This is a genomic window from [Clostridium] celerecrescens 18A (genome assembly GCF_002797975.1).
GTDB lineage: Bacteria > Bacillota > Clostridia > Lachnospirales > Lachnospiraceae > Lacrimispora > Lacrimispora celerecrescens.
Genome location: NZ_PGET01000001.1, coordinates 3,329,740 through 3,343,933, shown reverse-complemented (window position 1 = coordinate 3,343,933; position 14,194 = coordinate 3,329,740). Strand labels below are relative to the sequence as shown.

Below are 14,194 nucleotides of genomic sequence, written 5' to 3'. Positions count from 1 at the left end.
GTAAAATTTCTAACCTTTTGGGTCAAAATATTTAATTGAGTTAAAAAAAGAGTTTCGCTATACTGATATCAGAAGGAAACAAAGAAACCCAGGAGGAGATTGAGATGAAAAAAAGTTTATTAAAGAGAGTTTCGGCCGTGGTGCTTACAGCAGCCCTGGCAGCAGGTATGACAGGCTGTGGAAGCAAAGACAGTGCGGCCCCAACAAACGCCGGCAGTTCAGGGGAGGGAAAGACGGAAAAGACCGTTTTAAATGTCTGGCACCAGTGGTCCAATGATACCAATGAACTAAAGAAAAAATATGATGAGTCGGTTGCCGCTTATTTAGCAGAAAACCCCAATGTGGAAATCAACACCCAGACTCTGGATACGGAGGCTTATAAGACGAAGATTTCCGCAGAGTTTGCAGGAGATGCAAAGGGAATTGATGTGTTCTATTACTGGGGGGCAGGAACCGCAAGAAAGATGATCAATGCGGATAAACTTCTTCCTCTGGATTCCTATATAACAGATGAGGTTAAGGGAAAACTCCTGGAGGGCTCTACGGCAGCTTTTGAATACAATGGAAAAACCTATTCTCTTCCCTCCTTTTCCTGGTATATGACCTTATACTGCAATAAGGCCTTATTTGATCAGGCAGGAGCAGAGCTTCCGGATACTTACGACAAACTGGTATCCGCAGTTGAAAAGCTGAAAGCTCTTGATGGGGTGACCCCTCTGGCTTCTGGCGCAAAGGATGGCTGGAATGCGGCATTCATCTATCAGGCATTGGCACTGCGGACCGTAGGGGCAGAGGGAATCAACAAGATGCTCACCGGCCAGGCTCCCTTTGAAGGAGAGGGCTATGCGGAAGCGGCTGATATGGTCCAGGAATTATACAAGATGGGCGCATTTGGAGCCAATCCTCTGGAGCAGGGCAATGATGATGCCAATGCAGCCTTTGGAACCGGAAGAGCAGCCATGAGGCTTATGGGAAGCTGGTTTGCAAATGGCATTTATACAGATAAAGCTGTTACCATCAATCCGGAGGATGTGGTGGCAATGAAAATCCCCATGATTACCGGCAAAGGCAATGAAACCGATTATTGCGGCGGATTCGTAGAATCCTTCTGGGTAAATAAGAGCACGAAGAATCCGGATGAAGCTGCTAAATTCACCATTTACATAAACGAAAAGATGGGAGAAGCTGCTTATGAGTCAGGCTCAGGTTTCAGCGGATGGAAAACAGAGGTGGATGAAAAGGGCTTAAATCCTCTTTTCGTACAGATCAAAGATCTCCTATCCCAAGGAAAGACCTCAGTCCTTGCATGGGATACATCTCTTGATGCGGAACCTGCCACCATTCATAATGAACAGGTGCAGACCCTGTTCGCTCCAGGTGCCGATACGGGTGAGTTTATAAAGGAACATGAAGCAGCTATTAATAAGTAAGTAAGAGCAAAGGGGGTATCGCTTACAGAAACAGGCGATACCCATTTTTTGCCCAAGGGAGATTGTCCATGAATAATATGTTGGGAAAAAAGAGCTTTGTGGCCTGTTTTGTACTGCCTGCGCTCATTCTGTTTATCAGCTTTAGTGTGATACCCCTTTTTATTTCCGGAGCCTACAGCCTATTCCAGTACGATGGCATGGGAAAAATGAAGTTTATTGGTCTTGGGAATTACATAAGGTTATTCGTAGAGGACCGCCACTTTGTGAAGGCCGTTTTAAATTCCTTTCTTTTAGTGGGCGCATCCTTACTCATTCAGCTGCCCATCTCCCTTTTTCTGGCTATGGTCCTGGCAAGGGGAGTAAAAGGCGAAAAATTCTTTCGTACCGTTTACTTTTTGCCGGTGGTCATTTCCAGTATGGTGATCGGTCAGCTTTGGATGAAGATGTTCAACAGCGAATACGGACTTTTAAACCTTTTGATCCGTGCCCTGGGAGCCACTGATTTCAGCTATTCCTGGCTTTCCAATCCCAAAACTGCATTTCTCTCCACTCTGATTCCTGCGGTGTGGCAGTACATCGGCTATCATATGCTGATTTTTTATGCAGGGATCAAATCCATTTCCCAGGATTATTATGAGGCAGCTCAAATCGACGGTGCCAGTAAGTGGCAGGTGAATACAAAGATAACCCTGCCCCTATTAGCCCCGGTGATTAAGACCTGTGTCATATTTTCCATTACCGGCTCTCTAAGGGCTTTTGACTTAATTTATGTCATGACCGGAGGCGGCCCAAACCATGCCAGTGAGGTACCTGCAACTCTGATGTACAATAATTTATTCCGCAGAGGCCTGTATGGGTATGGAAGCGCACAGGCATTTTTCATTGTAGTGGAATGCCTGCTGTTTACCTTTATTGTGAGCAGGCTGTTTAAAAAAGCGGAAGAAAATGCATCAGCCATATAAATGCGGAGGCGGTCCTATGAATATGAAAAAAAAGATAAAGTTTTTGCTGCTGTGCCTCATTGCACTGACTCAGCTTTTTCCCTTGTATTGGCTTTTTACCTTTTCCTTAAAAAGCAATGGTGAGATTTTTGGAGTTAACCCCATCGGGCTTCCCCAGATCTGGAGATGGGAAAATTACGGAAATGCATTTACCCAGACAAACTTAATCCGGTACTTTTTAAACTCCGTATTCTATTCCATGGCAACCGTGGCCGTTGCTGGAATGTTATCTGCCATGGCTGCTTACGCCATAGCCAGAATGAAATGGAAGCTTAAATCCCTGGTATTTGGAATTTTCGCATTGGGAATTATGATTCCGGCCCAGGCCGCTCTGCTGCCCCTCTTTCAGGTCCTTGATAAAACCGGATTAAAGGGCGGATACTTAGGACTTCTTATTCCTTATATTGCGGGAGCTCTTCCCATGAGCATCATGATCTTAATCGGATTTTACAAAGGCATCCCCATAGAAATAGAAGAGGCAGCCTGTATGGATGGCTGCGGGATTTTCCGGTGCTTTGCAACCATCATACTTCCCATCATCAAGCCGGCGATTGCCACCGCATCAATCTTTACATTTTTAGGAACCTGGAATGAGCTGATGTTAGCCAATACCTTTGTGGACAGCGACCGGTACCGGACCTTGCCCGTGGGAATTATGTCCTTTGCAGGTCAATATTCCACTGACTGGGGCCTGATCGGAGCGGGCATGGTCATTGCAACTCTGCCCACCATTGTTATCTATTTTATGTTGAGCAATCAGATTCAGGATAGCCTGGTTGCAGGTGCGGTGAAAGGATGATAAAATTATGCTTGATAAAAGAGGAAGAGGTTTATTGGAGCTGATACTATAAAGCTATGAATACAGTTTGCTCCTGCATTCCTGCCAGTTGTAATATTCTGAAAGGTGACAGGTACATATGAACATTATTATTGAGAAGGGAACAAGATACGACATTGACCAACTTGAGCAGCTCTATGACGATCTGAATGATTATCTGGAGGCTGGCATAAACTATCCCGGCTGGAGGAAAGGCATATATCCAGCCCGTGAAGATGCAGTGACCGGTGTTGCTAATGACAATCTTTATGTTGCAAAGGATGCAGGAAAGATCGTTGGTTCATTGATATTAAGTCATGAGCCGGAGTCTGCATATCATAAGGTGCACTGGGGAATAGATGCTGACTATTCCGATATATTTGTGATTTATACATTTGCTGTTCATCCTGAGTATCTCAAAAATGGAGTTGGCATGGCATTGATGGATTTTGCAGTTCAACATGGGATGAAAGAACACGCAAAAGCGATCCGCCTTGATGTTTATGAAAAGAACTTACCTGCTGTTAGGCTGTATGAAAAATGTGGATTTAAGTATGTGGATACTGTAGATTTGGGACTTGGTAATTATGGATTGCATTGTTTTAAACTATATGAAAAACTACTGTAAATTTCACCATGGTAAGAACTGCCCGCTGATTTTCCAACAGCAGGGCGGTTTTTTATTTGCATGAGGGTAATAGTTTTACCTAAATTTCACCAAAATTTTACATAATTTTTAAAAAACATTGAAAAAGCAATTCCGCCTATGTTATATTTTAAACTGTGTGTCATCTGGAAAGAGGGAGGCGCACTGGAATAAAAACATAATCAGTGTTTATAAGGAGGTACTACATGTCTGTAAATGACATATCGAGTCTGTTTGGATTTATGGGGGGACTGGGAATGTTCCTCTATGGCATGAATACCATGGCAGACGGCATGCAGAAGAGCGCAGGAAGCAGAATGAGCCGTTTTTTGGGAATGCTTACAAACAACCGTTTCTTAGCGGTGCTTCTGGGCGCACTTATCACAGCAATTATCCAGAGCAGCGGAGCGACCACAGTCATGGTGGTCGGTTTTGTAAGCGCCGGGGTGCTTAACTTGACCCAGGCGGTCGGCGTTATCATGGGAGCTAACATTGGTACCACCATTACGGCCTGGATCGTATCCATGAATCAGCTGGGAGATGCCTTTTCCATATTGCAGCCCTCCTTTTGGGCCCCTCTCTTTATTGGAATCGGTGCGGTTCTTCTGCTGTTTGGCAATAAACAAAGGATGAAAACCATAGGAGAGATCCTGGTGGGCCTTGGCATGCTGTTTGTTGGTCTGGATTTTATGTCAGGAGCAATTTCTCCCTATACCGATGCCCCTATTTTTTCAGAGGCATTCCGGCTTTTAGGAAGAAATCCTTTGCTGGGCATGCTGATCGGCGCCTTAGTAACGGCTCTTCTTCAAAGCTCTTCCGCATCGGTAGGAATCCTTCAGACCCTTGCCATGAACGGTGTAGTTACTACCAATGCAGCTATATTTATCACTCTCGGCCAGAACATCGGTTCCTGCGTAACTGCTCTCATTTCCAGTATTGGCGGATCCAGGACTGCAAAGCGGGCAGCAGTGATACATTTGTCCTTTAATGTGCTGGGAGCTCTTATTTTTGGCATCGGTTCTTTTGTCCTTTTTATGGTCACCCCGGCTTTGGCGGCCCATAACATCACTGCAGTACAGATTTCCATATTCCATACGTTCTTTAACCTGACCAATACACTCACCCTGTTCCCGTTTGCGAAACAGCTGGTGAACCTATCCGGATTTGTTGTTCCGGAAAGAGGAACCGATGATGTAGAGACGGCGGGAGAAGAAGCTGTAACCATGAAGCACCTGGATGAGAGAATCTTTGAGTCTCCCGCTTTTGCAGTAGAAACAGCCTCCATGGAGGTGGTACATATGGGACAGATTACTTTGGAAAATGTGAAGCTTGCCATGGAGGCAGTCCTCACGAAAAATGCGGATAAAGTAAAAGAAGTGTATAAAACAGAAAAGACGATCAATAATATGGAAAAGATGTTGATGGAATATCTGGTCAAAATCGACAATCTGTCCTTAACAGAGGAACAAAAATTGGTAATCAACAACTTATTTTACAGCATCAATGATATAGAACGGGTAGGAGATCACGCAGAAAACCTGGTGGAGCAGGCAGAATATATGATTCAGCATGAAATCACTTTCTCTGACACCGGTGCTTCTGATCTTGAGATTATCTGTCAGGCGGCTTACAATTCCTTTTTCCATTCCATAGAAGCCAGAAGAAAAGGAGACATGGAAGATGTCCGTAAGGTAAGCAAATGGGAGGATGAAGTAGACCTTCTTGAAGAGGAGCTGAGGGAAAAGCATATTGAACGTCTTTCTTCAGGCGGGTGCAAACCATCGGCAGGTGTTGTGTTCCTGGAGCTTATCAGCAATCTGGAACGTATTTCTGACCATTCCTACAATCTGGCCAGCTATGTGAAGAATGAGATTTAGGCAGGTCAGGATTAAAATTAAAAAAGGACTTGCTATTTAGTGGAATATTAGGTAAAATAAAGGGTAGTTGATTAATATTTAACAATCAAATTTAATTTTATTCTTAGGAGGAATTGAATTATGGCAGTAAAAGTGGCGATTAATGGTTTCGGCCGTATTGGCCGTCTTGCATTCAGACAGATGTTTGGCGCAGAGGGCTATGAAGTAGTAGCTATTAACGATTTAACAGATCCAAAGATGTTAGCACATTTATTAAAATATGACACTGCTCAGGGCGGATACGCTGGATACTATGGTGAGGGTATTCACACGGTAGAAGCTTCCGAGGACTCCATTACTGTAGATGGTAAGACTATTAAAATTTATGCTCAGGCAAAAGCTGCTGAACTTCCATGGGGAGAGATCGGCGTTGATGTAGTTCTTGAGTGTACAGGATTCTACTGCTCCAAGGACAAAGCTCAGGCTCACATTGATGCAGGCGCTAAGAAGGTTGTTATCTCCGCTCCGGCAGGAAACGATCTTCCAACCGTTGTTTACAGCGTTAATGAGAATGTATTAACAGCAGATGACAAGATCATCTCAGCTGCTTCCTGTACAACAAACTGCCTGGCTCCTATGGCTAAGACTCTTAACGATTATGCACCGATCCAGTCCGGTATCATGAGCACAATTCATGCTTACACAGGCGATCAGATGATCCTTGACGGACCTCACAGAAAAGGTGATTTAAGAAGAGCAAGAGCAGGCGCTGCCAACATCGTTCCAAACTCCACCGGTGCTGCAAAGGCAATCGGTCTGGTTATTCCGGAATTAAACGGCAAGTTAATCGGTTCCGCACAGCGTGTTCCGGTTCCAACAGGCTCCACTACCATCTTAACAGCAGTTGTTAAGGGTGCAGATGTAACCAAGGAAGGCATTAACGCAGCTATGAAGGCAGCAGCAAGCGATTCCTTCGGATACAATACAGATGAAATCGTTTCCTCTGATGTTGTTGGTATGAGATTTGGTTCTTTATTCGATTCTACTCAGACCATGGTTTCCAAGATTGGCGATGATTTATATCAGGTTCAGGTTGTTTCATGGTATGACAACGAGAACTCCTATACAAGCCAGATGGTTCGTACAATTAAGTACTTTGCTGAATTAGGCTAATGATCCACAAAGGGTCCGGTCGTTATGGACCGGGCCTTTTATTTTTATAAATATTGAAGAATAAAGGAAACACCTTACAGGTATCCCTTTATGCCCGGAAAGTATGGGCAAAAAAATAGGAAAGGAGCATTGAAATATGCTTAATAAGAAAACAGTTGATGATTTAACCGGATTACAGGGTAAGAAAGTTTTAGTGAGATGTGATTTTAACGTGCCGTTAAAGGATGGAGTGATTCAGAACTTCAACCGTATTGACGGAGCTGTTCCTACAATTAAGAAATTATTGGACCAGGGCGCAAGAGTGATTCTTTGTTCCCATTTAGGAAAGCCGAAGGGCGAGCCTCTTCCTGAGATGTCTTTGGAACCGGTTGCTCCCGCTTTAAGCGAAAGACTTGGGGTAGAAGTTAAATTTGTAAACGATCCGAAGGTAACAGGTCCTGAGACAAAAAAGATCGCTGATGAATTAAAGGATGGAGAAGTTCTGCTGCTTCAGAACACCCGTTACAGAGTGGAAGAGACTAAGTACGGCAAGGATGAGAGCGCAGATGAGTATGCAAAAGAGCTGGCTTCCCTTTGCGACGGCATTTTCGTAAACGACGCATTCGGTACCGCTCACAGGGCTCACTGCTCCAATGTAGGTGTAACCAAATACACAACAACCAATGTAGTTGGTTATCTGATGGAAAAGGAAATCAAATTCCTGGGCCAGGCAGTTGAGAATCCAGTACGTCCTTTCGTGGCAATCCTGGGTGGAGCAAAGGTTTCCGATAAGATCAACGTAATCAATAACCTGCTTGATAAGGTTGATACTCTGATCATCGGCGGCGGCATGGCTTATACCTTTGCAAAGGCTCAGGGCAAGGAAATCGGAAATTCCTTATGTGAGGAAGATAAGCTTGACTATGCCTTAGAGATGATTAAAAAGGCAGAGGATAAGGGCGTAAAGCTGCTGCTTCCTGTAGATAACTTAGAAGGCAGGGAGTTTTCTAATGATACAGAAAGAAAGGTAGTAAGCGAGATTGATCCAGGCTGGTCAGGATTTGATATCGGACCAAAATCCATTGAACTTTTCAAGGATGCTTTAAAAGGCGCCAAGACTGTTGTATGGAACGGACCGATGGGCGTATTTGAATTCTCTAATTTTGCGGAAGGTACTTTAGAGGTATGCCGTGCAGTTGCAGAGCTTTCTGATGCTACTACGGTAATCGGAGGCGGTGACTCCGTAAATGCGGTTAAGAGACTTGGTTTTGCTGACAAGATGACCCATATCTCTACAGGCGGAGGGGCTTCTCTGGAATTCCTGGAAGGCAAGGAACTGCCAGGAGTCGCTGCAGCAGATAATAAATAAGAAATTCGACTTACGATACCGGCCCGGACAAAGAATGACTGTCCGGGTCTTGCAAGCAGGAGATCCCGGTCTCCCGAATGACAAACATAAAGGAAGGTTGATACTATGTCCAGAAAGAAAATTATTGCAGGTAACTGGAAGATGAATATGACCCCAACCGAAGCGGTTGAACTGGTGAATACATTAAAGCCTCTGGTGGCAAATGATGAGGTAGACGTTATTTTCTGTGTTCCGGCTATTGACATTATACCGGCAATGGAAGCTGCTAAGGGAACCAATATCCACATCGGTGCTGAAAATATGTACTATGAGGATAAAGGAGCCTATACCGGAGAGATTTCTCCTGCCATGTTAAAAGATGCAGGTGTGAAATACGTGGTAATCGGCCATTCCGAAAGAAGGGAATACTTTGCGGAATCAGATGAAACTGTAAACAAAAAGGTTTTAAAAGCCTTTGAATACGGCATCACACCCATTGTTTGCTGCGGAGAAACACTGACCCAGAGAGAACAGGGAATCACTCTTGACTGGATCCGCCAGCAGATTAAGATCGCTTTCTTAAATATACCGGCAGAGAATGCGGCTAATGCGGTTATCGCTTATGAGCCGATCTGGGCCATCGGTACAGGAAAAGTTGCAACAACCGAGCAGGCGCAGGAGGTTTGCGGCGCAATCCGTAAATGCATCGCTGAAATCTACGACGAAGCAACCGCTGAAGCCATCCGCATCCAGTACGGCGGTTCCGTATCTGCAGCAAGTGCACCGGAGTTATTTGCACAGCCTGATATTGACGGCGGCCTGGTTGGCGGTGCTTCCTTAAAACCAGAGTTTGGAAAGATCGTAAATTACAATAAATAAGTGGGTAAAAGCTGCTGCCCCTTCCTTAAATGGTGGGGAAGGCAGCTTTTTCCTCATAGTAAAGGCGGGTACCGGAGTCGGGTTATTATTTCATCATTCACCGGTTGCAAGAAATGGGCAAATCATGTAAAATAAATACTGTGAGACAATGATTTCTTTAAGATTTCCCACACTAATGAGGCATAGCGATATAGATGTAAGATGCTTCTATTACAATAGAACAAAGAAGAGAAAAAGGAGAACTAGTTATGAGCAGAAAACCGATTGTATTAATGATACTTGATGGTTATGGATTAAATGATAACTGCGACCATAACGCTGTTTGTGAAGGCAAGACCCCGATCATGGATCAGCTTATGAGCCAGTACCCATTTGTGAAAGGGAATGCCAGCGGACTGGCAGTAGGCCTTCCTGACGGACAGATGGGAAACTCAGAAGTAGGGCATTTAAATATGGGCGCAGGCCGTATAGTATATCAGGAGCTTACCAGGATTACAAAGTCTATAGAAGACGGTGACTTTTTTGAGGTGGCAGAATTTTTACAGGCAGTGGAAAACTGTAAGAAAACCGGAACAGCCCTTCATATGTGGGGCCTGGTATCCGACGGTGGAGTTCACAGCCACAACACCCATATTTACGGCCTATTAGAACTGGCAAAGAGAAACGGCCTTGATAAGGTCTATGTTCATTGCTTCTTAGATGGACGTGACACACCTCCGGCTTCCGGAAAGAGCTTTGTGGAAGCATTAGAAGCAAAGATGAAGGAGATCGGTGTGGGTAAAGTTGCATCGGTCATGGGCCGCTACTATGCAATGGACAGAGATAACCGCTGGGACCGTGTGGAACGGGCATACAATGCCCTGACAAAGGGAGAAGGAAACCTTGCGGAATCGGCAGCTGCCGGAATCCAGGCTTCCTATGACAAAGGGGTTAACGATGAATTTGTGGAGCCATTTGTTGTGACAGAAGATGGAAAAGCATTAGCTACGGTGAAAGACGGCGATTCCGTGATCTTCTTTAACTTCCGTCCTGACCGGGCAAGAGAAATAACCAGGGCATTCTGTGATGATGAGTTTAAGGGATTTCCAAGAGAAAAGCGCCTGAACCTGACTTATGTATGCTTTACGGATTACGATGAAACCATTAAAAACAAGCTGGTTGCATTCAAGAAAGAATCCATTACAAATACCTTTGGCGAATTTTTGGCTCAGAATAACATGACACAGGCCAGAATTGCTGAAACTGAAAAGTATGCACATGTAACCTTTTTCTTTAACGGCGGAGTGGAAGAGCCGAATAAGGGAGAGGACAGGATCCTGATTCCTTCTCCAAAGGTTGCCACCTATGACCTGCAGCCTGAGATGAGCGCTCCCATTGTATGCGATAAGCTGGTAGAGGCAATCAAATCCGGAAAATATGATTGTGTAATCATAAACTTTGCAAACCCTGATATGGTTGGCCATACAGGGATCGAAGACGCAGCCATTAAGGCGATTGAAACCGTGGACACTTGTGTAGGAAGAACTGTTGAGGCGATCAAGGAAACGGATGGAATTCTGTTCATCTGCGCTGATCATGGAAATGCAGAACAGCTTTTGGATTATGAGACAGGAGAACCATTTACCGCCCATACCACCAATCCGGTTCCGTTTGTTCTGGTAAATGCTGACCCAGCTTATAAGTTAAGAGAAGGCGGCTGCCTGGCAGATATCGCTCCTACTCTGATTGAACTCATGGGATTAAAACAGCCAAAAGAGATGACAGGAAAATCATTACTCGTGAAATGAGTTTAATTATGCCAAAAATAAGGGCTTTCCAGTGATTATACTGGGCAGCCCTCATTTTTATATACGAATTAACCGTTCCTATCCGGCGGCAGCAGGCTTTCTTTATGTAAACTACAAATTAAATTCGTCCATATTTTTTTTATGCTTCCATTTCTAATGAAAATAAGATAGAATAGAGAAAGATATCTTAGGAAGGGTTTCAGATGAGTATTCGAATCAGATTTTCTTTGGAGCCAAAGAAAAAAATATTTTCAGGAATGGTCTGGAATGGCCAGTCAGCGGAAGGTATGGCAAAGGAGCTGGCAAAGGAAATGGGGTACCGCTGTTTACGGATCGAAGGATTTTTGATTGTACAGCTATGCCAGGAAGGCTATGTCTGGTTTAAGTGGAGCAAAAGCAAACTTCAAGGAGAGAGCCAGACGAACATTGCCGGCCCTGGATTCCATGCGGCAGCCATCGATTTTCTGGAGCGGCTGGCAAAAAAAGAAAAGCTTAGGCTCAGGCTCGAGGACAGGACCGGATATTATATAAAAAGGGACTTTCTTGCCATGAGACAGAAGTACTTTTACCAGTGGTTTTCTGATCTTATGAAGCTGGTATCCGGATGGAGCGGGGATGGGGAATACATGTTTTGCTGGCCTGCGGTCTATTATATACCGGATCGTCAGGAGGGGAAACTGGTCACCCATATTCGGTCATTTTCTTTTAAAGAGATAAAAGGGATGATGCATTCTGGTATAGGCGTTGCATTTGCCAGGGATTTTTTTGTATGGAATGAATTGGAAATGGATGCTTATTATTACAGAAACAGCGCCATGGTCCTTCTTCACCAGTTCTGTTATTTCATGCCTTCGGCCCGCAGCAGGCAGGATGAGCAGGTAAACCAGCAAATTATCGAGTTCCTTGAAACGTCGCTTTCCATGGACCGCAGGCTTCCCTTCCCCAAGAAGGAGTATTTGGAGGTATGCAGCCTTGACGGTCATATTCCTGTGGATTTAGAAGGCGTGGCAGCTTTGCCGGAGGAGGTTTCCATTGGATGCAGAAGGCATCTGGTTTACCGGAAGATCGGCAATATGAGCTTTGGGATTCCGGGAAATTTTCTTTATGATGAGTCAAATAGCGGCAGCATGGACCATTACTATGACGGAAAAGGGTATGGAGGCCATGATTATTACATCTATGCAGCAGTTTTTGAAGGGCGTAAAGCTGAGTTTAAGAAGCAGTGGTTTGAGCAGGGGAAAGGGCCGGAAATCGTGGATTTTGACGTAGAAAAGGCCAAAGCACGGGTTGCTTTTTATGAACCGGAGGAGAAGGAAGGGGAAGTCCTTTATGGGATGTCCGCACAGGTGCTTTACAAGGAGCAGCGTATGAACATTAATATTATAAGCAGAAAGCCGGGGGAAAGGGATTGGGCTTTGGGGCTTATTAAAAATATTAAGATTACAGAGTAGAGGATTATATGAAACAAAATGAGATGAAAACGGGCACATTGTTAAAACGCTTTGTGCCCTACTATAAAAAATATACCAAAGTTATGGCCATGGATTTATTCTGTGCATCGCTTACCACCATCTGTGAGATGGTATTGCCTTTGATCTTACGTTATATTACCAATCAGGGATTAAGAGACATAACGTCCCTTACAATTCGTACGATCATCGGGATCGGTGCCCTTTATTTTGGTCTCAGGATCATAGACGGATTGGCCAGCTTCTATATGGCTTACACTGGCCATGTTATGGGAGCAGCAATTGAGACTGATATGAGGCAGGATGCATTTGCACATCTGCAGAAGCTGTCGGATAATTATTTTAACAATACAAAGGTTGGGCAGATCATGTCCCGGATCACCAGCGACTTATTTGACGTGACGGAGTTTGCCCACCACTGTCCGGAGGAATTTTTCATCGCCTTCTTAAAGACGGTGGTATCTTTTATTGTACTAGCGGGAATCAATCTCCCCCTGACGCTTATTATTTTCCTCCTGATTCCGGTTATGGCGGTATCATGTACCTACTTTAACTTACAGGTGAGAAAGGCGTTTAAACATCAAAGGAACCATATCGGGGAGCTGAACGCCAGGATCGAGGACAGCCTTCTTGGAAACCGGGTAGTCCGGGCATTTGCCAACGAAAAGATTGAGATTGAAAAATTTAACCGGGATAATCTGGAATTCCTGGAGATTAAACGGAAAACCTATAAGTACATGGCTGCTTTCCAGAATACCATCCGGTTGTTTGACGGTCTGATGTATGTGGTGGTCATCGTTGCAGGCGGCATATTCATGATTCAGGGACTGATCGAGCCCGGGGATCTGGTGGCTTACACCCTGTATGTGACCACACTGCTGGCAACTATCCGCAGAATCATAGAATTTGCGGAACAGTTCCAGAGAGGAATAACCGGAGTCGAACGTTTTATGGAGTTAATGGATGCCAGTATCGATATCTTTGATGAAGAAGGAGCAAAGCCTCTTCACGATGTAAAAGGAAATATTACCTTTCATCAGGTTTCCTTTGAATACCCGGATGACCATAATCCGGTGCTGAGCAGCATAAACCTTGATATCAAAAAGGGAGAAAAGGTGGCTCTTGTGGGACCTTCCGGAGGCGGAAAGACCACGATGTGCAACCTGATCCCCCGCTTCTATGATCCGACAGAGGGTGAGATCCTCATTGACGGCCAGGATATCAGGAATGTGACCTTAGAAAGCTTAAGAAGCACCGTAGGTGTGGTGCAGCAGGATGTGTATCTGTTTTCGGGAACGGTTTTTGAAAATATTGAATACGGCCACCCCGGAGCTTCCAAGGAGGAAGTGATCCAGGCTGCAAAGCTGGCCGGAGCTCACGAATTCATAACAGGACTTAAGGATGGCTACAGTACTTATGTGGGAGAACGGGGGGTAAAGCTTTCAGGGGGACAAAAGCAGCGCATCAGCATTGCCAGAGTATTTCTTAAAAATCCTCAGGTGCTGATTCTTGATGAAGCCACCTCTGCTCTTGATAACGAAAGCGAGCATGTGGTTTCCCAGTCCCTGGAACGTCTGGCAGTAGGCCGAACCACTCTGACCATTGCCCACCGACTTACTACGATTCAGAATGCGGACAGGATACTGGTGCTTTCTGACAGTAATATTGTGGAAGAGGGAAATCATGAGGAGCTGCTTTTAAAGCGGGGAATGTATTATCAGCTTTATACGTCTGCAGGTGAAGAAGAACAGGCTGCCCTGACAAGGTAGTCAAATACCGTGCAGCAGGCTATGGGGGAATTGATCCTCG

General features: G+C 44.8%; 11 protein-coding genes. All 11 read left to right on the top strand.

Annotation, left to right across the window (positions count from 1 at the left end; genetic code table 11):
* Positions 1 to 104 precede the first annotated feature (104 nt).
* The 11 genes from H171_RS15190 to H171_RS15140 all read left to right on the top strand — a co-directional run bounded on the left by H171_RS15190 (position 105) and on the right by H171_RS15140 (position 14,154).
* Positions 105 to 1,430 (top strand): ABC transporter substrate-binding protein, encoded by a 1,326-nt coding sequence (locus H171_RS15190; RefSeq protein ID WP_100305911.1) that lies wholly within the window; start codon positions 105 to 107, stop codon positions 1,428 to 1,430.
* Positions 1,431 to 1,498: 68 nt separating this feature from the next.
* A complete protein-coding gene (locus H171_RS15185; protein ID WP_100305910.1) occupies positions 1,499 to 2,392 on the top strand; it encodes a carbohydrate ABC transporter permease in 894 nt (297 codons plus the stop codon).
* Between the two features lie 16 nt (positions 2,393 to 2,408).
* Positions 2,409 to 3,230, top strand: a complete 822-nt coding sequence (locus H171_RS15180; RefSeq protein WP_100305909.1) for a carbohydrate ABC transporter permease — start codon at positions 2,409 to 2,411, stop codon at positions 3,228 to 3,230.
* Between the two features lie 118 nt (positions 3,231 to 3,348).
* Positions 3,349 to 3,876: a GNAT family N-acetyltransferase gene (locus H171_RS15175; protein ID WP_100305908.1), complete on the top strand. Its 528-nt coding sequence runs from the start codon at positions 3,349 to 3,351 to the stop codon at positions 3,874 to 3,876.
* A gap of 224 nt (positions 3,877 to 4,100) precedes the next feature.
* Positions 4,101 to 5,771 (top strand): Na/Pi cotransporter family protein, encoded by a 1,671-nt coding sequence (locus H171_RS15170; protein WP_100305907.1) that lies wholly within the window; start codon positions 4,101 to 4,103, stop codon positions 5,769 to 5,771.
* 120 nt (positions 5,772 to 5,891) lie between these two features.
* A complete protein-coding gene (gene gap, locus H171_RS15165) occupies positions 5,892 to 6,923 on the top strand; it encodes a type I glyceraldehyde-3-phosphate dehydrogenase (RefSeq protein WP_054791531.1) in 1,032 nt (343 codons plus the stop codon).
* A 136-nt stretch (positions 6,924 to 7,059) separates the two neighbouring features.
* Positions 7,060 to 8,271, top strand: coding sequence for a phosphoglycerate kinase (locus H171_RS24600; protein ID WP_100305906.1), 1,212 nt, complete (start codon positions 7,060 to 7,062; stop codon positions 8,269 to 8,271).
* A 105-nt stretch (positions 8,272 to 8,376) separates the two neighbouring features.
* Positions 8,377 to 9,129: a triose-phosphate isomerase gene (gene tpiA, locus H171_RS24595; protein ID WP_100305905.1), complete on the top strand. Its 753-nt coding sequence runs from the start codon at positions 8,377 to 8,379 to the stop codon at positions 9,127 to 9,129.
* Positions 9,130 to 9,377: 248 nt separating this feature from the next.
* Positions 9,378 to 10,916: a 2,3-bisphosphoglycerate-independent phosphoglycerate mutase gene (gene gpmI, locus H171_RS15150; RefSeq protein WP_100305904.1), complete on the top strand. Its 1,539-nt coding sequence runs from the start codon at positions 9,378 to 9,380 to the stop codon at positions 10,914 to 10,916.
* Positions 10,917 to 11,119: 203 nt separating this feature from the next.
* Complete coding sequence (locus H171_RS15145) at positions 11,120 to 12,367, top strand: hypothetical protein (RefSeq protein WP_100305903.1); 1,248 nt, start codon at positions 11,120 to 11,122, stop codon at positions 12,365 to 12,367.
* An 8-nt stretch (positions 12,368 to 12,375) separates the two neighbouring features.
* Positions 12,376 to 14,154: an ABC transporter ATP-binding protein gene (locus H171_RS15140; protein WP_100305902.1), complete on the top strand. Its 1,779-nt coding sequence runs from the start codon at positions 12,376 to 12,378 to the stop codon at positions 14,152 to 14,154.
* Positions 14,155 to 14,194 lie beyond the last annotated feature (40 nt).